Raw genomic sequence first — 19,628 nt, 5'->3', positions numbered from 1 at the left:
TTTGAGATCGTTTGCGGATGTCTGTGAAATTCGGTGACTCGCGCGGCTAGGGTGGGCAGCCACCCGCGGAAGCCGTGGAGCCTTCCCCCGATACGACCGCTGGGAGTTGTCTCACATGTACGGGCGCGTCCCCTCACAGACGAGCCAGGATGATCAGTTTCGTCAGGAGATCCTCTCCAGCGACGAGCCGTCCGGCGCGAAGAGCAGGAAGCCCCTCGTCATCGTCGCCGTGATCCTGGTCGCCGTACTCGCGGCGGCGGGCGCGGGCTTCGCGTTGCGCGGCGCCACGGACCCGGGCCCCTCCGCGGGCGGTGCCGGGCAGCAGACGGCGCCGGCGCAGGAGAACGGCGCCGGTGATCCCGCCGAGGCGGGACCGGACTCCGGGACCGGTGCCGAGGACGGCACGGATGACGGCTCGGATGACGGCTCGGCGGGCGACGCCGAGGGTGGTGGCGCGGACGGCGGTGCGGACGGAGGCTCCGCGCAGGCGCCCGCCGGAGACGGCACGGGCACCGGCTCCGGCGCCGGTGGGTCCACCGGTCAGGCGCCCGGAGGCACGGGCCAGGCGAAGACCGGGCCGGCCGGAAAGGCGGGCGGCGGCACGAAGGGCGGCGCGGGCACCGGCTCCGGCGGAGGCGACGACACGCCCTCGACGGCCGGTGGCTCCGGCGGCCTCATCCCGGGGGAGTGCGCCGCCTCCGGATGCTGAGTCCGCATGACGACCGCGTGCCCGGCGAGTGCGCCGCCGCCGCGAACCTGGCCGGCTTCCGGCGGGCGTACCGGATCACCAGGTCCGTGCGGGCGCCGGCTCAGGAGGACGGATCGGGCCAGCCGAGCGGGAACGAGACGGTCGTGGGCGGTTCGCCGGCCGCGTCGGTGAACTCGCGCATGGCGGTGATCAGAGCCTGACGCCGGGGAGCGGGCATCCGGGCGAGTATCGCCGCGATCTCCGCCTTGCGCCGGGCCGTGACCTCGTCCACGATGCGCGAGCCGACGTCGGTCAGCCGCAGCAGCGTCTCCCGCCGGTTCTGCGGGTTCACCTCGCGCTTCAGCAGCCCGGCGGCGGCGAGGCGGTCCGCCATCCGCATCGCGGTCGAGGGATTCACGCCGAGTCTCTCGGCCAGCGTGACCAGTTTGGTCTCTCCCAGCCCGACCACCAGCAGCATCCGGAACTGCGGCAGTGTGACTCTGTCCTCCGCGGAGGCGAGGGAGCGTGCGGAGATCGCGACGAGCACCCGCGACGCGGTGAGCACGGCGGACGTGACGGCCTCCAGGTCGTCCGCGATCGGCTCCTCGTCCCCATCCTTAGCCATAGGCATCGTTTTTACACGGTCCCAGCCGCCGTCTCGTCATTGCACCGGACAAAGGTTCCCACCCTGTGACCAGGAGTTGTACGGCGAGGACGGTGGCGGTGCGTCCCGACATGCACCTCTGTGCGAGCGCGTGTGCTGATCGCTTCTGTGGGTAGTCGCGGGGGCACGGAAAACACGGAGGGAAACGATGGGCTGGAGCTACCGTAAGTCAATCAAGATGGGGCCTTTCAGACTCAACCTGTCGCGCGGCGGCGTGGGCCACAGCTACGGCGGCCGCGCCTTCCGCGTGACCAAGACGGCGGACGGGCGTCGCACCCTCACGGTGAACCTGCCCGGCGGCTTCCACTGGAAGAAGACGCTCAGTTAGAGCGGGTGCGTGACGCGCCGGGCGCGGCCTCCGGCCCGCCCGGCGCAGGACCCCCGGCGGCGTCACTTCTCCAGGCGTCACTTCCCCGAACTCGTTTCTCCGTGCTCGTTTCTCCGGGCGTCACTTCTTCGGGTGCAGAGCCGAGGGCTTGTGCACCGCCGAGCCGCCGCTCTTCTCACTGCGCACCTTGTACTGCGGTTCCTCCGGAGACGCGGCCACGGTGCGGCCGGCCTCCTCGGTCCGTTCGGTGATCTTCTTCTCGACCTTGCCTTCGGCGGTCCCGCCGTGGCTCTTCCAGGTCACCTCGTCGCCGACCTTCGGTTCCTCGGATTCGCGCTTGTCACTCATGGGCCCGCGCATACCCCCCCCGTCTCGCCGGCACTCGGGATGGGAATCCAGGAAAAGGGCGATCCCTTGGGCGCCTGATCTCCATGCCGTTTCCCCGGCGTTTCCGCAGGGCGCCGAACCCGTATGTTCCACGCCGCCGCGGCGGCCGTCAGGCGGGCCGCTTACAGGCGTGATGGGACCTTTGCGGGTGAAGCGCCCGATCACCATGCTTGACCGGACATTGGTCGTGGGATGCGTGATCACTCCCTGGTGCGGCGCTTACCGTCGTGCTCGTACCATCCATGACCTCGGGGGAGTCTCATGCCTCTCTGCACTGCCGTACTGGCCGCCGCCCTCCTCTCCGGGCCGGCCGTCGTGCCGCCGGACCCGGCTCCGACCGGGACGACGGCCACCGCGGACACGAACGACGCCACGCCGTCGTGGCGGCCGGCGGGACCATTCGCTCTCACGCCCGGCGGGGCGCCGCAGGACGGGGAGTCTCCGTTCATGCTTCCGCAGGCGCCGCCGTGGATGGCGCCCGGCGGGACGGCGCGCGAGCGGGGCGACGCCGGCGCGGACTCCGCTCCGGGGAGCGCCCCGGACGTGCCGCGTGATCCCGGTGCGGACGCCGGGCCGGACGCGGACGGCGACGTCGTCAGGCCGGAGGAGAAGGCCGGCGGCGCGGAGAACGTCAGCCCGTCGGGATCGAACACCTCGATCATCCCGCTGATCGATCCCAAGACGCGCGACGTCGTGTTCCAGCCGGCGTCGGCGCCCGGCAAGCCGGGCGAGGCGCCGAAGCCGTTCACCTTCCACTCCGCGCAGGGAGTGCAGAAGACCAGGTCGTTCCCGCCGGTCCACGTGCGGAAGAAGGTCATCCAGCGCCCCCGGCAGCAGCAGCGGCCGCGCGGCTGGTGAACAACGCGCCCGAGACGGCCTGACGGACAGGCCCGCGCGCCCGGCCCGCCACCCAGCAACGACCTTTCCACGACTAAGGAAGCACCATCATGAAAACCCGTCTGCTCGCCTTTGCCGCGCTGACCGCGGCGCTGTCGATGTCCGCGGCGTGCGGTAGCCAGGGCGGCGACTCCGCGGCCCCGGTCGCGGTCAACGAGACCGCCACCGACATGACCACCGAGACCCCCACCACCAGCGCCGAGCCGAGCGAGGGCGCCTCCGCGACGCCCTCGGCCTCGGTGGCCGCGTCGCCGGTCGGGCCCGCCTGCGCCTCGCTCCCGGCCTCGGGCAAGGGCAGTCCCGCCGAACTGGCCAAGGTGCCGGTGGGCGCCGCGCTCTCCGACGTTCCGTCGCTCTCCACGCTGGCCCGTGTGGTGAAGAAGGCCGGGCTCGCGGAGACGCTCAACTCCGCCCAGGACATCACCGTGTTCGCGCCCACCAACGAGGCGTTCGGCAAGATCCCGAAGAACCAGCTCGACCAGCTGCTGACCAACCGCAAGTCGCTCCGGGGGCTGCTGGCCTACCACGTGGTCAAGGGACGGAAGGCGCCCGCGGACCTGAAGGGCGAGCTGACCAGCCTGGAAGGCCGCAAGCTCACCGTCTCGGGCGCGGCGCCCAACCTCAAGGTCAACGACGCCGCCGTGACCTGCGGGAACCTCGCCACATCCAACGCGACCGTCTACCTGGTCGACAAGGTCCTCATGCCGAGGTGACCGGCCGCCGTCCAGGACGGTGTCCTCCGGGGGTGTGCCGCATGCGGCGCGCCCCCGGATTCGTTTCCACCCCTTTTTCGCTCCCGATTCTCCGCGTGGGGTGCGGCCTATGTCCTGAAGCGGCTGATTCTCTTATTTGACCGGACACTGAGTGTCAGGTCCGTGAACGCCCGGCATCAGCCGCTTACCTTCGTTCTTGTACCGTCCACCAATATTCGGGGGAAATACTCATGCCTATAGCTACTGCCGTACTCGCCGCGGCTCTCCTGTCGGGGCCGGCGCCCGCCGACCAGAGCCCGATGGCCGCCAAGGAGCAGCTGTCGCCCGGCAAGAAGATCGCCGCGATGGCGATGAACCACCCGGAGGAGCCCGACTTCGTCGCGTCCAAGGCGCTGGAGATCCTGGACAAGGGCGCGAAGGTCACCCCGTTCACCAAGCCGGACGACGAGGCCGGCGCCCAGGGCATGGGCGGCCCGGCGGCCGGAGGCCCGCGGAGCGCGCCCCAGGCGAACACCGGCCAGGCGGCCGGGGCTCCGCGGGGCGCGGGCCAGGAGGGCGGCAAGCAGGGGGCCGCCGGCCAGGAGCCCGGCGGCACGAGCGGCTTCATGCCGCTGGGCAACGGCGGCATGTTCACCATGCCGGCGAGGAACAACAGCGGCGACGCCAACAGCGGCGCCAACAGCGGCGCCAACGCCCAGAACGCGCCGCGGGACATCTTCCTCAACCCCTCCACGCAGAAGCCCACCTACGCGAAGCTGTCGGGCGACGACCTGACCGGCGCGCCCACCGGCCGGCAGAAGAAGGAGGACGACGAGGCGGCGGACGCATGGCTCCGGCCGGCGAAGCCGGCCACCGGGGCCAAGAAGGTGATCAAGGCCAAGGGCCAGGCCAGGCCGAGGAGCGCCGACCCCTTCTCGATGCCGGGCTGGGACTGACCCCCACCGCCGCATGGGCGGCAGTGGGACGACCGAGGGGTGAGCCGGCCGGGACCGGCTCACCCCTCATCGCCGTGCGCGCGGGCGCCCGGCCCGTCGCAGCTCCACGACCTCCACCAGGTCGGCCAGGTCCACGTGGGCGGCCACCTCCTCGACGGTGGCGCAGAAGCCGACGTGATACCCCAGATGGCGCACTCGCAGGAGCCGCCGGCCCTCGATGACGACGGAGTCCACCTCGTGCCCCTCCGCACTCACCCACCTGCGCATGACGGCAGAGTAGGAAACCCCGGGTCATGAAGGAGTAAACCCCGGCAGGGCCCCGCCGTGCCGGGACCGTGCGGCGCTCCGCCGCGGCGGCCGGACAGGCCATACCGACATAACTGGCGATAAGGGGTGAAAACCGGCGCGGCGGAAGGGTATGACGGCAGCGTTGACGGGCGTGCGGGCCGGGGGGATCGGCATGACGGGCGGGTGGACGTTCGAGGGGCAGCCCAGCCCCATCGGCGCGGGCGCCGTGACGCTGGTGGCCGGGGGCTCGTTCTGCGTGTCGTCCCGCAACGGCGACATCCTGCCGGGAGCGGCCCAGGGGATCTACTACGCCGACACCCGGCTGCTGTCGCAGTGGGAGCTGCGCGTCGACGACGGCCCGATCGAGGAACTGCAGGTCGTCACCGGCGAGCCGTACCACGCGATGTTCCTCGGCCGGGCCGCGCCCAGGCCGGGCCAGGTGGAGAGCACCCTGCTGGTGACGCGCGACCGGTACGTCGGCGGCGGACTGTCGGAGGACCTCGTCATCCGGAACATGTCCCACGAGCCGGCCGGCCTCGTCGTGACCCTGCTCGTCGGCTCCGACGTGTGCGACCTGTTCGAGGTGAAGACCCACAGGGTGCACTGGGTGGCCGACGTGACGACCGCGGCGGAGGACCGCTCGCTGCGCATGTTCTCCGTCAGCAAGGCCCGGGGAGCGCGGGTGACGGCCGAGGCCGGCGACACGCCGGTGCTGGCGGTGCCGGCTCCGCGCATGCTCCTGTTCCGGGCGGTGGTGCCGCCACGGGGCGAGTGGAGCGCCGCACTGAAGGTCAACCCGATCATCAACGGGGTCGAGACCGAGGCGTGGTACTGCCACAAGCGGCTGACGCCCGCGCTCGCCGAGCAGGCGGGGTGGCTGTTCGAGTGGGACCGGAGCCTGCCGGAGGTCACCACCTCCAACACCGCCCTCGGCGCGATCCTGCGGCAGTCCCACCAGGACATCGGCGCGCTGCGGCTGTTCGATCCCGAGCGCCCGGACCTGCCGCCCAGCGTGGCGGCCGGGGCGCCCTGGTTCATGACGCTGTTCGGCCGCGACTCGCTGCTCACCTCCCTGCTGGTCCTGCCGCTCGACCCCGGCTTGGCGTACGGCACGCTGTGCCGGCTGGCCGACCTGCAGGGCACGAAAGCCGACCCGATGACCGAGGAGGAGCCGGGCAAGATCCTGCACGAGCTGCGGTACGGCGCCCGGCCGGACGACGCGGGCGCGGGCGTGGGCGGGCACGCCTACTACGGCTCGGTGGACTCCAGCCCCCTGTTCGTCGTCCTCCTCGGCGAGCTGCGCCGCTGGGGTCTCGACACCGAGGCGGCCTGGCGGCTGCTCCCGCACGCGGACGCCGCGCTGGAGTGGATCGAGCGGTACGGCATGCGCGACGGGTTCCTGTGGTATCGGCGCAAGACCGACCAGGGCCTGGTCAACCAGGGGTGGAAGGACTCCTTCGACGGGATCAACTTCGCCGACGGCGCCCTCGCCCGGCCGCCCATCGCGCTGGCCGAGGTGCAGGGATACGTCTACGCCGCCTACCTCGCCCGCCACTACTTCGCCCGCGAGGCGGGGGACGCCGAGGCCGAGCGGCACTACCGCAGGCGGGCCGCGGAGCTGCGGGCCCGGTTCAACGAGCGGTTCTGGCTGCCCGACCGCGGCTACTTCGCCGTGGGGCTCGACCACGAGGGCCGGCCGATCGACGCCCTCGCCTCCAACATGGGCCACTGCCTGTGGTCGGGCATCGTCGACCGGGACAAGGCGGCGTCGGTGGCCGGGCACCTGCTCTCGCCCCGGATGTTCACCGGTTTCGGCATCCGCACGCTCGCCTCCGACATGGGCGCCTACAACCCGATGAGCTACCACAACGGCTCGGTGTGGCCGCACGACAGCGCGCTGGCCGCGGCCGGGCTCATGCGGTACGGCTTCGTGGAGGAGGCTCAGCGGGTGGCCTGCGGCCTGCTCGACGCCGCCCGGGCCTTCGGCGACCGGCTGCCCGAGCTGTTCTGCGGCTTCGACCGCGGCGAGTTCAACCTCCCGGTGCCCTACCCGACCTCGTGCTCCCCGCAGGCGTGGTCGTCGGCCGCGCCGATCCAGCTCGTGCGCCTCCTGCTGCGCATCGACCCCTGGGTGCCGCACGGCAAGGTGTGGATCGCGCCCGCACTGCCGGCGGGGTTCGGCGACCTGCGCATCTCCGGCATGCACCTCGCGGGGACCCGGGTCGACCTGGACGCCCGGGAGGGCAGCGGCGTGCCGCACGTGACCGGCCTGCCCGGCGACGTGCTCCTCATCCCGGAGCCCCGCCCGCCGGCCTCCTCCCGTACCGGCGCGTGACGGCCGGGCAGCCGTGTGGCCGGGCGGCCGTGCGCGTCGTCTCGGGCATAGTGAAAGCGTGGCCGACGACCTGAACTACTACTCGACGCTCATCGCGGTCGCCGACGACTGCCCGGTGACCACCGCGAAGGCGCCCGAACCCCGAGGCGGCAGGCCGACCGTCGCCGTCCTGCAGTACGAGATGATCTCCGCCGCGCCGTACGGCCTGACCCAGGAGGACGTGCTGTTCGAGAGCTGGCTGCGCCGGCAGGACCTTCCGGACCTGACGGAGGAGCGGCGCGCGGCGCTGCGGAAGGACTTCTTCTCCCGCCCGCAGGCGTGCCTGCGGGGATCGCCGCTGCCCAAGAAGTACGGCTGGGGGCTGCTGTTCGACGCCGACGGCCGGATCGGGCTGTGCCCGATGGAGTCGGAGGAGTACCGGCGCATCGTGGGCGGCGAGGGGGCCGGCGCGGGAAACGGCGCGGCGGGCGGGGACGGCGGAGTGCGGGTGCTGAAGGCGCTCCGCTCGCGTCGCGCCTGACGTCCGGTTTGTCGTAATTCGCCGGGGGTATGCCCCCTGGTCGCGGAGGCGCGGCGTGCCGGAGGAGGCTGCGATGAGCGAGGTCGAGCTCAGCGTGCGGATCCCGGTGGGCGAGGTCGTCCTCGACGCGGACGTGGCCGTGCCCCGGGACGCGCGCGGAGCGGTGCTGTTCGCCCACGGCAGCGGCAGCGGCCGGCACAGCCCGCGCAACCGCTACGTGGCGGGAGAACTGCAGCGGGCCGGTTTGGCCACGGTCCTCGCCGACCTGCTCACCGCCGAGGAGGAGCGGGCCGACGCCCTCACCGGGCACCTGCGGTTCGACATCGGCCTGCTCGCCGCCCGGGTGGGGGCGCTGGCCGACCGGCTGCCCGGCGACGACCTCACCCGGGGCCTGCCCGTCGGGCTGTTCGGGGCCAGCACGGGCGCCGCGGCCGCGCTCGTCGCCGCCGCCACCCGGCCGGGCGTCGTACAGGCGGTGGTCTCCCGCGGCGGCCGGCCGGATCTCGCGGGGAACGCGCTGCGGGCGGTGCGCCAGCCGACGCTGCTGATCGTGGGGGAGCGCGACCCCATCGTGATCGGCCTCAACCGGGAGGCGATGGAGTCGCTCACCGCGCACGTCCGCATGGAGGTCGTGCCCCACGCCACGCACCTGTTCGAGGAGCCCGGCGCCCTGGAGACGGTCGCGCGGCTCGCCCGCGACTGGTTCGTACGCCACCTCCAGTCCACGCCGCCTGCTCCCTGAGCTGCCCCGCTACGATCTGACATCATGGAGCAGCGCGTTTTGGGCAGGACAGGCAGGCGGGTGGGCGTGGTCGGGCTGGGCGCCTGGCAGCTCGGAGCCGACTGGGGCGAGGTGAGCGAGGCCGATGCGCTGGCCACGCTCGGGGCCGCGGTCGAGGCCGGGACCACCTTCATCGACACGGCCGACGTGTACGGCGACGGCCGCAGTGAGAAGATCATCGGCAAGCTCATCAAGGAGCGGCCCGGCCTGACGGTCGCCACCAAGATGGGCCGCAGGGTGCAGCAGACGCCCGACGCCTACACCCTGGACAACTTCCGCGCCTGGACCGACCGTTCCCGGGAGAACCTGGGCGTCGACACGCTCGACCTGGTGCAGTTGCACTGCCCGCCGAGCACGGTCTTCGACACCGACGAGGTCTTCGACGGGCTCGACACGCTGGTGGCCGAGGGCCGGATCGCCGCGTACGGCGTCAGCGTGGAGACGGTCGCCGAGGCGCTGACCGCGATCGCGCGGCCGGGGGTGGCCACCGTGCAGATCATCCTCAACGCCTTCCGGCTCAAGCCGCTCGAAGAGGTCCTGCCCGCCGCGGAGAAGGCCGGGGTCGGCATCATCGCCCGGGTCCCGCTGGCCAGCGGCCTCCTGTCGGGCAAGTACGGCCCGCAGACGGTCTTCGCCGAGAACGACCACCGCAACTTCAACCGCCAGGGCGCGGCGTTCGACGTCGGCGAGACCTTCTCCGGCGTGGAGTACGGCGTCGGCCTCCAGGCGGTCGACCGGCTGCGCGGACTCGTGCCCGAGGGCATGACGCTGGCGCAGTTCGCCCTGCGCTGGATCATCGACCAGCCGGGGGTGAGTGTCGTGATCCCCGGCGCCCGCAACCCGCAGCAGGCCCAGGCCAACGCCGCGGCGGCGCAGTTCCCGCCCCTCACGGCCGAGGCGCAGGACGAGGTCCGCAACGTCTACGACGACCTCATCCGCCCCCAGGTCCACCACCGCTGGTGACCACGGCCGCAGAACGCCCTGGGGTCCGCCGCCGATCGCACGGGCTCACCCGCCCGCACGACGGCGGCGCGTCCCCGAGGGTCAGCGGGCGGCGAGCCGCCCGTGGTGCGCGCGGTTGGCGTCGATGAGCCGGTCGAGGGCGTCGCGGGCTGTCACGAGTTCCTCGACGTGCCGGCTGATCCGGTCCCGCTCCCGCACCAGCCGCTCGAACGCCTCGGTGGAGTTCTGCTCGCTCGGCGATTCCACGCACGGCAACAGCTCGGCGATCGTACGGCTGGAGAGCCCGGCGGCGTACAGGCGTTGGATGAACTCCACCCGTTCGACCTCGCCGTCGGTGTAGTGACGCTGGCCGCCGGCGCTGCGGGTGCTGGTGATGAGGCCCTGCTCCTCGTAGTAGCGCAGGGACCGGACGCTCACCCCGGCCCGTGACGCCAGTTCCCCGATCCGCATCGAACCTCCCCTGGGGAAATCTTCACTCGAAACACTTGCATCTGACGTCAGTGTCAGGTTCTAGCGTGGTCATTGTCCAGCCGGCGGACGCGACCATCCGCGAAGCACCTGAGAGGCACGCAGTAATGACGTCCCTGTTCGATCACTACCGTCTCGGCGCGCTGACCCTGCCCAACCGTGTGGTGATGGCCCCGATGACCCGCGTACGCGCGGCCGCGGGCGGCCTGGCGACACCGTCCATGGCGACCTACTACGCCCAGCGTGCCACCGCCGGGCTCATCGTGACCGAAGGAGTGCAGCCGAGCCTCGTCGGGCAGTCCAATCCGGGCACCCCCGGGCTCTACACCGACGAGCAGACCGAATCCTGGCGGCCGGTGACCCGCGCGGTCCACGCCAACGGCGGTCGTGTTTTCGCCCAGATCATGCATGGGGGCCGCGTCTCCCACCCCGACACCACGGGCATGCGGCCGGTGGCCCCGTCGGCCGTCCCCGCGCCGGGGGAGGTGTTCACCCCGGCGGGGCCCAAGCCGGCGCCCGTGCCGCGGGAGCTGCCCACCGCCGAGGTGCCCGAGCACGCCCGGTCCTACGCCGAAGCCGCCCGCCGGGCGGTCGACGCCGGCTTCGACGGCGTGGAGCTGCACGGCGCGAACGGCTATCTCATCGCGCAGTTTCTCTCCAGCACCGCCAACCTGCGCACCGACGCCTACGGCGGCTCGATCGCCAACCGCATCCGGTTCGCCGTCGAGGCGGTGTCCGCGACCGTCGAGACGGTGGGCGGCCACCGGACCGGGATCCGCCTCTCACCCGGCGCCGGCTTCTGGGGCGCGGAGGACACGGAGGTTCCCGGCCTGTACGGCGCACTGCTCGCTGAGCTGGCCCCCTTGGGCCTGGCGTATGTCCACCTCGAGGCCACGGCCGACGAGGAGGTGCTCCTCGGGCTGCGCGAGGCCTGGCCCGGCACGCTCATCGTCAACCCGGTCTTCCCGATGGGCCCCCGGCAGACGGACAGGGCGGCGGCCGACCACTGGCTGGGGTGCGGCGCCGACCTGATCAGCTTCGGCCGCGCCTTCATCGCCAACCCCGACCTCGTGGAGCGGCTGCGCCAGGGGCTGCCGATCGCACCGCACGACGAGTCCACCTGGTACCAGGGCGGCGACACCGGGTACCTCACCTACTCCGCCTACCAGCACGCCGCCTGAAGAATCAGCGCTGTCAGGGACCGGCCGGCCGAGGAGGCCGGCCGTGTCGTCCGGACCACCGCTGGTGACCATGGCCCTGGCGACCACCCGGATGGCCCCGCGCGGGGTTGCCGCGCGGGGCCCGTGCTCGTCAGACGCCCGTGCTCGTCAGACGGCCGTGCAGGTCACCTGGGACGGATTCGAGTTGGCGCCGTTCCAGGAGCCGTTGAAGCCGAACGAGGTGGAGGCGCCGGCGCCGAGCGCGCCGTTCCAGGACAGGTTCACGGCCTTCACGTCCGATCCGTTCACCGTGTGCGAGGCGTTCCAGAGCTGGGTGATCGTCTGGCCGTTGGGGAAGGTCCAGGCGACCGTCCATCCGCTGGTGGCGATGGTGCCGGTGTTCTTGACGGTGACGGTCGCCCCGAAGCCGCCGGGCCACTGGCTGGTGACGGCGTACGTCGCGGTGCACGCCTTACCCGTGCTCGCCGAGGGTGAGGGCGACGGGGAAGGGCTCGCCGAAGGCGAGGGCGACGGCGAAGGACTCGGAGAGGGAGACGGGCTCTGTGAGGGGGACGGTGACGGGCTGGGGCTGGGCGATTCCGAGGGCGAAGCCGACGGCGACGGGCTCGCGGAGGCGCCGGCCTTCTCCGCGGTCCAGGCGCTCACCCAGGCCAGCACCGCGTTCCAGTTGATCGCGACCTCGTTGACCGACCAGGCGTTGATGTCGTCCAGGTAGCACCTCTGCGGCTTGCACCCGCCGAGCCTCTCCTGGGCGACCGGGTCCTGCAGGCCGCTGTTGGGGCCGCCGGCCAGCGCGCCGGGCGGCGCGATCGGCAGCGACGAGTCGAGCTGGTGGGCCCAGAACCGGTGGTGGACGTTGCGCGAGGGCTGGTCACCGTACCCGGTCACGTACGACTGGCCCAGCGGGTTGCGGCCGAACTCGTAGGCCATCGTCTCGAACACCCCGTTGCGGAAGCGTTCCTGCCCGCTGAAGTCGTAGGCGAGCGCGAGGAGCGCGGCGTTGTTGAGGATGAGGTTGTTCGAGCCCCAGATGTAGCCGCCGCCGGCCGGTGCGAACGGCACAGGGTAGCCCTGGTTGCGCATCGCGGTGAGCAGGGTGTCACCGTTGCTCACGAAACGGTTGCGCAGTTGCGTCCCGATCGTGGAGGTCAGGCCGTTCGGGACGAGCGCGAGCGTGATGTCGCCGAGCGAGCCGACCTCCGACCACTGGGCGCCCTCGTTGGTGAAGCTCCTGCCGTAGTAGAGGGACGAGCCGGTGAGGGCGTCGCGGTAGGTCTGCTTGCCCGTGGTGACGTACAGCTCGGCGGCCGCCCAGTAGAACTCGTCGGTCAGCTTGGTGTCGACGTACGAGCCGCCGCCCTGGTCGTCGTTGCTCGGGGCGATGATGGACGGGTTGGCCTTGGCCGCCGCGTACGCCTTCTCCGCGGCGGTGAGGCAGCGGCTGGAGAAGGCCGAGTCGATGGAGGCCCACACGCGGGCGCACTGCGCGGCCGACGCGGCGAGGTTCAGCGTGGCGGCGGTGGTGGGCGCCGACAACAGCCGGGGCTGGGGGTCCTGGTCGGGCCGCAGCGGCAGGCCGGTCCACGCCTGGTCGTGGATCTTGGCGTGTGCCATGCCCGCCAGCGACCTCCCGTCCGGGACCTGCATCTTCAGCATGAAGTCGATCTCCCAGCGGGCCTCGTCGAGGATGTCGGGCACGCCGTTGCCCCGCTCGGGAATGGCCATGGTGCCGTCGCCGAAGGCCGCGGGGTCGGCGCCGGAGACATACTTGGCCCGCTCGTAGACGTTGACGAGCTGCCACGCCGACATGCCGCCGTTCACCACGTACTTGCCGTGGTCACCGGCGTCGTACCAGCCGCCGCGGACGTCCAGGGTGTACCCGCAGCTCGTGCGGCAGGACACGTTGTTGTCGCCCTGGTTGGGGGAGACGTTCAGGTGCCCGGCGGGCCGGGCGTACTGGCCGCCAACGTACTGACCGTTGATGGCGATGCCGCTGCGCTGGTGGTAGAAGAACGCGAGCGCGTCGTACGGCAGCTTCTTCCAGGCGTCCGCGCCGATGTCGAAGGGCCGGCTGGACTCGTTGCCCACGGTGAGCACGTAGTTCGTGCCCGTCCCGGTGTACGAAGAAAAGTCGATCTTGTGAACGCTGTCGCCCGACGGCGAGTCCTGCCCGAAGACGGTCGTGGTCCCGGTCGCCACCACCTGGTCGGAGCCGTTGAGCAGGCTCCACGTCAGCGGAGAGGTGGAGGAGTTGACGACGGTCGCCTGCTTGGCCGCGCCCGGCGCGTAGGCGACCTGGTTGACCTTGATGTTCTGCCCGAGCGGCGGCCGCGTGACGGCGTGCACCGGGCTCGTCGCGGTCACGACGGCGACCGACGCCGCGCCGACGGCAAGCGCCAGGGACAGCGCCGCTCGGGGGCGGCGCGTCCATCCTGGCTTCTTCATGATTAACACCTCCGGCGTTTATGTTTCGTGACCCGCATCATGAGGGGGAGTCGTGGCCGGGGGACATTCCTCAGCCGCACGCGTTTCGCACCCGCAGGTCATAGAATCGGGCCGACGAACGATTCTGAATATTTCACGAACGCTTTCGCGGACTCTCTAAACTCTCGCGTGTGACCGGCACAAGCCTTCCCACCGAGCTAGGACCGCGGCGCCGCCAGGAGATCACGGTCGCGCAGATCGCCAGGCTGGCCGGGGTGTCCCCGCCGACCGTGTCCAAGGTGATCAACGGACGCCCCGGCGTGTCGGTCGCCACCCGGCGCCGGATCGAGGAACTGATCCGCGAGCACGGCTGGCAGCGCCGCCCGGAGAGGACCGAGTCCGCGGCCATCATCGAGGTCCTCTTCCAGGCCCTCGACAGCCTGTGGGCGCTGGAGCTCATCCGCGGCGTCAACGAGGTCGCCCAGTCCTACGGCCTGACCGTGGCCGTCACCGACATGCACGGGCACAACTCCCCGCACCGCGAGTGGATCGAGGAGGTCCTGGCCCGGCGCCCCACCGGTGTGATCGCCGTCTCCGCCGAGCTGAGCGACCACGAGTACGCCCAGCTCGCCAGCAGGTCCATCCCGCTCGTCGCGCTGGATCCGCACGGCGAGCCGAGCCATCGCGTCCCCTCGGTCGGCGCGACGAACTGGAACGGCGGCCTGTCGGCCACCCGCCACCTGCTGGAGCTCGGGCACCGCAGGATCGCGATGATCAACGGCCCGGCGGCGCTGATGTGCTGCCGCGCCCGGCTCGACGGCTACCGCGCGGCCATGGAGACCGCGGGCGTGCCCGTCGACCCCCGGTACCTGCGGACCGGTCCGCTCTACGTGGAGACCGGCCGTACCGAGGCGCGAGCGCTGTTCGCCCTCCCCGACCGGCCCACCGCCGTCTTCGCCGGCAACGATCTGCAGGCACTCGGGGTCTACCAGGCGGCCCTGCGGGCCGGGCTGCGCGTGCCCGACGACCTCAGCGTCGTCGGCTTCGACGACCTGCCGCTCGCCCACTGGACGGACCCGCCGATGACCACCGTCCATCAGCCGCTGGCCAAGATGGGCGCCGCCGCCGCGGAACTCGTCATGGCGGTCAGCGCGGGCGACACGTCCGAACACCACCGCATCGAGCTCGCCACCCACCTCGTCGTACGTGGGAGCACCGCCCCACCGGCCTGACCGGCGGCGGGCCGGAAACGGTTGCGAGGCGTCGGAGTCCTCGGGTCATCGGCGATCGAGGCGATGAGGTGAGGTTGTGTCCGCCCGGGGCATCCGGTCGCCGGGGTCCGTTCGAATGACCGTACGTGGAGAGATGGGAGACCGCTGAGAAGCGGGAGGCCGAGGCGGACGGCACGCCCCCCGCGCGGCGCGGCGGCCGGCCGCCCTCGCGACGGCCGGGCGGGCCGGACCACGGAGCGGCCGGCGGGTCGTCGCCCGTGCCGGGAGCGCCGGAGCCGCCGGACGCCCCCCGCCCGACCGTGCGACGGCGGGGCGGGCCCCGTCCGCCGCGGTGGTGGCTGAACGCCGGCGGCGCCGTGCTGCTCGGCGTCATGGTGGCCGCGCAGATCGCGACCGGCCTGCGGCCCGATGACCTGCGCCTGACCACCGTGGTCGTGGTGCTGGTCGCGGCGAGCGCGCTCGCCTTCGCCTCCGCGGCCACCTCGCCGCGCAGGGCGGCGGGGGCGTTCGGGGCGGCGGTGGCCGCGGGCTACGCCGCCGAGTGGATCGGCACGCGGACGGGCCTGCCCTTCGGCGACTACCACTACACCGATGTGCTGTGGCCGCGGCCCGGCGGAGTCCCGCTGATCGTCGCCCTCGCATGGGGCGGCATGGGCCTGGCCGCCCACGCCGTCGCCACCCGTGCCGTCCCTGGCGGCACCGCCCTTGGCGGCACCGTCTTCGGAGTCACCGTCTTCGGAGTCACCGTGCCGTACGGCGCGGTGGCCCGGGTCTGCGCCGGGGCCGTCGCGCTCACCGCGTGGGACCTCTTCCTCGATCCCCAGATGCTCCGGCTCGGGCTGTGGGTCTGGGCCGAGCCCGGGCCGTACCGCGGTGTGCCGCTCGGCAACTTCGCCGGATGGCTGCTGGTCTCGCTCCTGGTCATGACGTTGATCGAACGCATCGCGCACCACCCCGCCCCGGAGGCGGCCCCGCGACAGGGTGCCGAGGGCGGGCAGGCGGGGGCGACCGGGCTGGTCGCCCTCTACACGGTGATGGCGGTGATGGAGACCATCGGCTTCGCCGTGGTCTTCCGGCCGACCGACCCGCTGGTGGCCGCCGCCGGAGGGGTCGCGATGGGCACGTGCGCGCTGCTCGCCTGGAGGGGCACATGGCGGAGGTGATCGTGGTCGGGGGCGGCGTCGGCGGCATGGTGGCCGCCCTGCTGCTCGCGCGGGACGGGCACGACGTGCGAATCCACGAGCGGCTGCCCCGGCTCGGCGGCAAGCTGGCCGAGCACAGGCGCGACGGCTTCACGTTCTCGATCGGGCCCTCGCTGCTCACGCTGCCCGGCCTCTTCCTGGACCTCGGCGTCCCGCTCGACCTGCTCGAACTCGACGAACTGTGCCGGTACCGCTTCGCGGACGGCTCGGTGCTGTCCACGTACCGCGACCCCGGCCGCACGGCCGGCGAGGTGGACCGGCTCGCGCCGGGTGAGGGCCGCAACTGGCGGGCCTACCACCGCTGGGCCGAGCGGTGCCTGGACGCCGCGATGCGCACCTTCTTCGCGGGACCGCTGACCGGGTTCGTCGTCGAGCCGCCGGCCCCCCGGCGGGACGGTTCCGGGCCCGGGCGGCCGGGTGGCGTCTCGTCCGGAGCCGGCGAGGCGGCCGGTGGCGTGGGAGGAGACGGCTCGCGGGCCGGTGGCGCGGGAGGCGGGGGGCGGGGCGGGGCGGTCCCGCGGGCCCGGCTGGGCGACCTGTTCGCGGTCGCGCCCGGCCGCACCCTGGACGCGCTGGCCGGCGGATTCTTCCGGGACGCCCGCCTGCGCCAGTACGTGGACCGCTACGCGACCTACGCGGGATCGAATCCCTACCGCGCGCCCGCCGCCCTCGGCTGCGTCCCCGCGATCGAGCACGGCGACGGCGGGTGGTACGTCCGGGGCGGGCTGCCCCGCCTCGCCGACGCGCTGGCGGCGGCGCTCGACAAGGCGGGCGTGGAGGTCCGGACGGAGAGCGAGATCACCGAGGTGATCGCGGACGCGGACCGGGTCCGCGGCGTGCGCACGGCAGGAGGCGAGGTGGTACGCGCCGACGCCGTGGTCGTGAACGCCGACGCGGCCTCCCTCTACGGGCGGCTCCTGCCGGACCGCGCCCGGCTGCGCCGGATCGCCGGGCTGGGCCTGTCCTCGTCCGCCTTCCTGATGCTCGCCGCCGTCGAGGGCCGCACGGAGGACATGCCCCACCACTCGATCGTGTTCTCCGGCGACTACCGGCGGGAGTTCGGCGACATCTTCGACCGGCGGCGGCCACCGGAGGACCCCACGGTCTACATCGGCTGCCCGTCCGTGCACGACGCCACGATGGCCCCCGCCGGTGCGGAAAGCTGGAGCATGCTGGTGAACGTCCCAGCCGGCGACCCGGCCCGGTGGCCGATGTCGCCCGAGGCGTACGCGGAACTCGTCCTGGAGCGCCTGGCGAGCCGGGGGCACGACCTGTCCGGGCGGCTGCGCTTCCTCGACCTGCTGACCCCGGCCGACCTCCGGGACCGGTACGGCGCCTGGGGCGGTGCCATCTACGGCGGCGCGTACGGGGGCCCGCTCGCCCCCTTCCGCCGTCCCGGCAACCGGGGGCCCAGGCGCGGCCTCTACCTCGTGGGCGGGTCCGCGCACCCCGGGGGCGGCCTGCCGCTGGTGGCGATGGGCGGGCGCATCGTGGCCGAACTCGTGGCCCGCGACTTCTCCCGCTCCGACCGGCGACGGCGACGGGGAAGGGCGTGACCGTGACGACAGGCCGGAGGATGCTCGGGGCCGCCCAGGCGGCCGCCGCCCTGGTGGTGCTGGCGCGGCTCGCCCGCGGACGCCGGCGCCTGCCCCCGCTCCACCCGCCCGCCCTGCCCACGGAACCGGCCGGCGGCGGGACCCGGAGTGGCGGGATGCCGGGCGGCGGGGGTCCGGCGATATCCGTGGTGATCCCGGCGAGGAACGAGGAGCACCGGCTCGGGCCCTGCCTGCGCGCGGTGCCGGCCGATCCGGCCGTCGCCGAGGTGATCGTGGTGGACGACGAGTCCTCCGACGGCACGGCCCGCCTCGCCGCCGCGCTCGGCGCCCGCGTGGTGCCGGGCCGGCCGCTGCCGGACGGCTGGGTGGGCAAGCAGTGGGCGCTGCACCAGGGGCTGCGGGAGGCGCGCGGCGAGATCGTGGTGACCCTCGACGCCGACACGCGGCCCCGGCCCGGCCTGTTCGCGGCGCTGGCCGCCGCACTGGACGACCACGATCTGGTCAGCGCCGGTCCGCGCTTCGTCTGCGACGGACTCGCGGAGCAGGCGCTGCACGCCTCGTTCCTGGCGACGCTGGTGTACCGGTTCGGCCCGATCGGTCCCCCGGTCCCGCCGCCTCCGCACCGGGTGATGGCCAACGGCCAGTGCCTGGCCTTCCGCCGTGAGGCGATGCTCCGGGCCGACGGCTTCGCCCGGGTCCGGCGGCACATGACCGACGACGTCGCCCTGGCCAGGGCCCTCGCCGCGGACGGCTGGAAGGTCGCCTTCCTCGACGCCCGGGATCTGCTGGAGGTCGACATGCACGAGTCGGCCGCCGAGGTGTGGCGGGAATGGGGACGGTCGCTGCCGCTGGGCGACGTCACCCACCCCGCCTGGCAGGCCGCCGACCTCGCCGTCGTCTGGCTCGCCGCCGCGCTGCCGGTGCTCCGCCTGGCCGCCGGACGGCCGACCCGGCTGGATCTCGGGCTGCTCGCCGTGCGACTGCTGCTCACCACCGCCCTGCGCCCGGCCTATGCCCGGCCGGGGATGGGGGTGGCGCTGTCGTTGCTGCTCGACCCGGCGGCCGCCGTACGGCTGACGCAGGCGACCCTGCGGCCCGTGCGCACCTGGCGCGACCGTGCCTACCCCACAGCGCCGACGACCGCCCCCGCCACGACGACCGCCGCAGCGCCGCGGACCGTCCCCGCCACGCGGACCGCCGCAGCGCCGCGGACCGCCCCCGCCACGCGGACCGCCCCGGCGACGCAGATCGCCCCCGCGCCGACGACCGCCGAGGTCACGGAGCCTCCGGTGCCCGGGAAGGCTCCCCAGGACGCGCGCGTCGCGAAGGGCGCGCACGCTTCGCCGGCTGGAGAGGCCGCTCAGGTCATGCCGGTCAGGGGCGGCGGGCGGCCAGCGCCGCCTGCCCGAAGCGGAGACCGATGAGGCACATCAGCGCGCCCGTGGCGGCGACGTGCCCGATCGGCGAGAAGGCCAGTTGCAGCACCGGGATCGCGAACACCCCGGCCCTGGCGCCCAGCGCGAACGACCCGGTGGCCAGCCGCGTCACCGCCAGGACGGCGAGCGCGAGCACGAACGCGGGCGGGCAGATCACGGCCATCCCCCCGGCGAAGGTCAGCACCGACCGCCCGCCGCGGAACCCGGCGAACACCGGCCACGCGTGGCCGAGCATCGCCGCTCCCACCGCGAGATACGCGGCGGAGACGCTCGGGCCGGTGACCACTCCCAGCGTCGTCGTGTGGGCGCCCCCCGCCACCAGGCCGAGCAGCCCGGCGGCCACGCCCTTCGCCATGTCGCCGGCGAAGACGGGCGCCGCCGCCCGCGCGCCGAGCCGTTCGCGCACGTTCCAGAAGCCGGGGTTGCGGTCGCCCTCCTCACGGGGATCGACGCCGCGCCGCCCGGCGACCAGCACCGCAACCGGGATCGAGCCGAGAAGGTAGCCGCCGATGACCGCGACGAGCAGCGGAACGAGCGAGGGAGCCGGCGAGGGAGCCGGCGCGGAGACGAACGGGGGAACCAGCGCGGAAACGAACGGGGGGACGAGCAGCGGGAGCGTCGTCACATTCC

At 73.1% G+C, this 19,628-nt stretch carries 20 protein-coding genes and 2 pseudogenes; 15 read left to right on the top strand and 7 right to left on the bottom strand.

What is annotated here, in order from left to right:
• Window positions 1-115 precede the first annotated feature (115 nt).
• Complete coding sequence (locus tag HHX33_RS26010; RefSeq protein ID WP_182876892.1) at window positions 116-709, top strand: hypothetical protein; 594 nt, start codon at window positions 116-118, stop codon at window positions 707-709.
• Window positions 710-809: 100 nt separating this feature from the next.
• Here HHX33_RS26010 and HHX33_RS26005 read toward each other — a convergent pair whose 3' ends face one another.
• Window positions 810-1,313 carry a MarR family winged helix-turn-helix transcriptional regulator gene (locus HHX33_RS26005; RefSeq protein ID WP_182876891.1) on the bottom strand — a complete coding sequence of 168 codons (504 nt, stop codon included), beginning with the start codon at window positions 1,311-1,313 and terminating at the stop codon, window positions 810-812.
• A 187-nt stretch (window positions 1,314-1,500) separates the two neighbouring features.
• Between HHX33_RS26005 and HHX33_RS26000 the strand changes: the two genes are divergently transcribed.
• Window positions 1,501-1,680: a DUF4236 domain-containing protein gene (locus tag HHX33_RS26000; protein WP_030505005.1), complete on the top strand. Its 180-nt coding sequence runs from the start codon at window positions 1,501-1,503 to the stop codon at window positions 1,678-1,680.
• 120 nt (window positions 1,681-1,800) lie between these two features.
• On the opposite strand, the gene HHX33_RS25995 is transcribed toward HHX33_RS26000, so the two are convergent.
• Window positions 1,801-2,028, bottom strand: coding sequence for a DUF2945 domain-containing protein (locus HHX33_RS25995; protein WP_150938517.1), 228 nt, complete (start codon window positions 2,026-2,028; stop codon window positions 1,801-1,803).
• A gap of 300 nt (window positions 2,029-2,328) precedes the next feature.
• Here HHX33_RS25995 and HHX33_RS25990 point away from each other — a divergent pair, with 300 nt between their 5' ends.
• The 3 genes from HHX33_RS25990 to HHX33_RS25980 all read left to right on the top strand — a co-directional run bounded on the left by HHX33_RS25990 (window position 2,329) and on the right by HHX33_RS25980 (window position 4,612).
• The gene (locus tag HHX33_RS25990) at window positions 2,329-2,925 is read left to right on the top strand and encodes a hypothetical protein (RefSeq protein WP_182876890.1); all 597 of its coding nucleotides are present in this window, start codon (window positions 2,329-2,331) and stop codon (window positions 2,923-2,925) included.
• 89 nt (window positions 2,926-3,014) lie between these two features.
• Window positions 3,015-3,677, top strand: a complete 663-nt coding sequence (locus HHX33_RS25985) for a fasciclin domain-containing protein (protein ID WP_182876888.1) — start codon at window positions 3,015-3,017, stop codon at window positions 3,675-3,677.
• A 230-nt stretch (window positions 3,678-3,907) separates the two neighbouring features.
• Window positions 3,908-4,612: a hypothetical protein gene (locus tag HHX33_RS25980; protein WP_182876886.1), complete on the top strand. Its 705-nt coding sequence runs from the start codon at window positions 3,908-3,910 to the stop codon at window positions 4,610-4,612.
• Window positions 4,613-4,678: 66 nt separating this feature from the next.
• Here HHX33_RS25980 and HHX33_RS25975 read toward each other — a convergent pair whose 3' ends face one another.
• Window positions 4,679-4,879 (bottom strand): transposase, encoded by a 201-nt coding sequence (locus HHX33_RS25975; protein ID WP_182876885.1) that lies wholly within the window; start codon window positions 4,877-4,879, stop codon window positions 4,679-4,681.
• Between the two features lie 151 nt (window positions 4,880-5,030).
• Here HHX33_RS25975 and HHX33_RS25970 point away from each other — a divergent pair, with 151 nt between their 5' ends.
• The 4 genes from HHX33_RS25970 (at window position 5,031) to HHX33_RS25955 (ending at window position 9,499) form a co-directional block, all read left to right on the top strand.
• Window positions 5,031-7,235, top strand: coding sequence for a glycogen debranching N-terminal domain-containing protein (locus tag HHX33_RS25970; protein WP_259402859.1), 2,205 nt, complete (start codon window positions 5,031-5,033; stop codon window positions 7,233-7,235).
• A gap of 58 nt (window positions 7,236-7,293) precedes the next feature.
• On the top strand, window positions 7,294-7,755 hold the full coding sequence (locus HHX33_RS25965; protein WP_220502191.1) for a DUF6157 family protein: 462 nt from the start codon (window positions 7,294-7,296) through the stop codon (window positions 7,753-7,755).
• A 73-nt stretch (window positions 7,756-7,828) separates the two neighbouring features.
• Complete coding sequence (locus HHX33_RS25960) at window positions 7,829-8,497, top strand: dienelactone hydrolase family protein (RefSeq protein ID WP_111699801.1); 669 nt, start codon at window positions 7,829-7,831, stop codon at window positions 8,495-8,497.
• A 24-nt stretch (window positions 8,498-8,521) separates the two neighbouring features.
• Window positions 8,522-9,499 carry an aldo/keto reductase gene (locus HHX33_RS25955; protein WP_111699802.1) on the top strand — a complete coding sequence of 326 codons (978 nt, stop codon included), beginning with the start codon at window positions 8,522-8,524 and terminating at the stop codon, window positions 9,497-9,499.
• Window positions 9,500-9,580: 81 nt separating this feature from the next.
• Here HHX33_RS25955 and HHX33_RS25950 read toward each other — a convergent pair whose 3' ends face one another.
• Window positions 9,581-9,949, bottom strand: a complete 369-nt coding sequence (locus HHX33_RS25950; protein WP_111699803.1) for a MerR family transcriptional regulator — start codon at window positions 9,947-9,949, stop codon at window positions 9,581-9,583.
• A 125-nt stretch (window positions 9,950-10,074) separates the two neighbouring features.
• Here HHX33_RS25950 and HHX33_RS25945 point away from each other — a divergent pair, with 125 nt between their 5' ends.
• Entirely contained in the window at window positions 10,075-11,148 is a 1,074-nt protein-coding gene (locus HHX33_RS25945) for an alkene reductase (protein WP_182876883.1), read from the top strand.
• A 147-nt stretch (window positions 11,149-11,295) separates the two neighbouring features.
• Here HHX33_RS25945 and HHX33_RS37755 read toward each other — a convergent pair.
• A pseudogene (locus HHX33_RS37755) lies at window positions 11,296-11,583 on the bottom strand (cellulose binding domain-containing protein); the annotation flags it as partial.
• Between HHX33_RS37755 and HHX33_RS37750 the strand changes: the two are divergent.
• Entirely contained in the window at window positions 11,516-11,863 is a 348-nt protein-coding gene (locus HHX33_RS37750) for a hypothetical protein (protein WP_396785708.1), read from the top strand. The pseudogene HHX33_RS37755 and the gene HHX33_RS37750 overlap by 68 nt on opposite strands.
• Here the strand turns inward: HHX33_RS37750 and HHX33_RS25940 are convergent.
• Window positions 11,803-13,593 (bottom strand): annotated as a pseudogene (locus HHX33_RS25940) (glycoside hydrolase family 9 protein); the annotation flags it as partial. The gene HHX33_RS37750 and the pseudogene HHX33_RS25940 sit on opposite strands and share 61 nt — an antisense overlap.
• A gap of 170 nt (window positions 13,594-13,763) precedes the next feature.
• On the opposite strand from HHX33_RS25940, the gene HHX33_RS25935 reads away from it, so the two are divergent.
• The 4 genes from HHX33_RS25935 (at window position 13,764) to HHX33_RS25920 (ending at window position 18,986) form a co-directional block, all read left to right on the top strand.
• On the top strand, window positions 13,764-14,804 hold the full coding sequence (locus HHX33_RS25935; RefSeq protein ID WP_310741531.1) for a LacI family DNA-binding transcriptional regulator: 1,041 nt from the start codon (window positions 13,764-13,766) through the stop codon (window positions 14,802-14,804).
• Between the two features lie 125 nt (window positions 14,805-14,929).
• Window positions 14,930-15,967 carry a carotenoid biosynthesis protein gene (locus tag HHX33_RS25930; RefSeq protein ID WP_182876881.1) on the top strand — a complete coding sequence of 346 codons (1,038 nt, stop codon included), beginning with the start codon at window positions 14,930-14,932 and terminating at the stop codon, window positions 15,965-15,967.
• Window positions 15,955-17,562: a phytoene desaturase family protein gene (locus HHX33_RS25925; protein WP_182876880.1), complete on the top strand. Its 1,608-nt coding sequence runs from the start codon at window positions 15,955-15,957 to the stop codon at window positions 17,560-17,562. Before HHX33_RS25930 ends, HHX33_RS25925 begins: the two co-directional genes overlap by 13 nt.
• Entirely contained in the window at window positions 17,559-18,986 is a 1,428-nt protein-coding gene (locus HHX33_RS25920) for a glycosyltransferase family A protein (protein WP_310741530.1), read from the top strand. Before HHX33_RS25925 ends, HHX33_RS25920 begins: the two co-directional genes overlap by 4 nt.
• Here the strand turns inward: HHX33_RS25920 and HHX33_RS25915 are convergent.
• The gene (locus HHX33_RS25915; RefSeq protein WP_310741529.1) at window positions 18,937-19,623 is read right to left on the bottom strand and encodes a glycerol-3-phosphate acyltransferase; all 687 of its coding nucleotides are present in this window, start codon (window positions 19,621-19,623) and stop codon (window positions 18,937-18,939) included. The two genes, HHX33_RS25920 and HHX33_RS25915, sit on opposite strands and share 50 nt — an antisense overlap.
• Window positions 19,624-19,628 lie beyond the last annotated feature (5 nt).

It is taken from the genome of Microbispora sp. H10670 (genome assembly GCF_014161385.1).
Lineage (GTDB): Bacteria > Actinomycetota > Actinomycetes > Streptosporangiales > Streptosporangiaceae > Microbispora > Microbispora triticiradicis.
The sequence above is the reverse complement of the archived record's forward strand: the minus strand, read 5'-3'. Positions and strand labels throughout refer to the sequence as shown.

What these genes read in the sequence shown, in the direction of transcription:
- HHX33_RS26010 (WP_182876892.1), top strand. Translation starts at nt 116, where the DNA reads ATGTACGGGCGCGTCCCCTCACAGACGAGCCAGGATGATCAGTTTCGT.
- HHX33_RS26005 (WP_182876891.1), bottom strand. Translation starts at nt 1,313, where the DNA reads ATGGCTAAGGATGGGGACGAGGAGCCGATCGCGGACGACCTGGAGGCC.
- HHX33_RS26000 (WP_030505005.1), top strand. Translation starts at nt 1,501, where the DNA reads ATGGGCTGGAGCTACCGTAAGTCAATCAAGATGGGGCCTTTCAGACTC.
- HHX33_RS25995 (WP_150938517.1), bottom strand. Translation starts at nt 2,028, where the DNA reads ATGAGTGACAAGCGCGAATCCGAGGAACCGAAGGTCGGCGACGAGGTG.
- HHX33_RS25990 (WP_182876890.1), top strand. Translation starts at nt 2,329, where the DNA reads ATGCCTCTCTGCACTGCCGTACTGGCCGCCGCCCTCCTCTCCGGGCCG.
- HHX33_RS25985 (WP_182876888.1), top strand. Translation starts at nt 3,015, where the DNA reads ATGAAAACCCGTCTGCTCGCCTTTGCCGCGCTGACCGCGGCGCTGTCG.
- HHX33_RS25980 (WP_182876886.1), top strand. Translation starts at nt 3,908, where the DNA reads ATGCCTATAGCTACTGCCGTACTCGCCGCGGCTCTCCTGTCGGGGCCG.
- HHX33_RS25975 (WP_182876885.1), bottom strand. Translation starts at nt 4,879, where the DNA reads ATGCGCAGGTGGGTGAGTGCGGAGGGGCACGAGGTGGACTCCGTCGTC.
- HHX33_RS25970 (WP_259402859.1), top strand. Translation starts at nt 5,031, where the DNA reads ATGACGGCAGCGTTGACGGGCGTGCGGGCCGGGGGGATCGGCATGACG.
- HHX33_RS25960 (WP_111699801.1), top strand. Translation starts at nt 7,829, where the DNA reads ATGAGCGAGGTCGAGCTCAGCGTGCGGATCCCGGTGGGCGAGGTCGTC.
- HHX33_RS25955 (WP_111699802.1), top strand. Translation starts at nt 8,522, where the DNA reads ATGGAGCAGCGCGTTTTGGGCAGGACAGGCAGGCGGGTGGGCGTGGTC.
- HHX33_RS25950 (WP_111699803.1), bottom strand. Translation starts at nt 9,949, where the DNA reads ATGCGGATCGGGGAACTGGCGTCACGGGCCGGGGTGAGCGTCCGGTCC.
- HHX33_RS25945 (WP_182876883.1), top strand. Translation starts at nt 10,075, where the DNA reads ATGACGTCCCTGTTCGATCACTACCGTCTCGGCGCGCTGACCCTGCCC.
- HHX33_RS37750 (WP_396785708.1), top strand. Translation starts at nt 11,516, where the DNA reads ATGGTGCCGGTGTTCTTGACGGTGACGGTCGCCCCGAAGCCGCCGGGC.
- HHX33_RS25925 (WP_182876880.1), top strand. Translation starts at nt 15,955, where the DNA reads ATGGCGGAGGTGATCGTGGTCGGGGGCGGCGTCGGCGGCATGGTGGCC.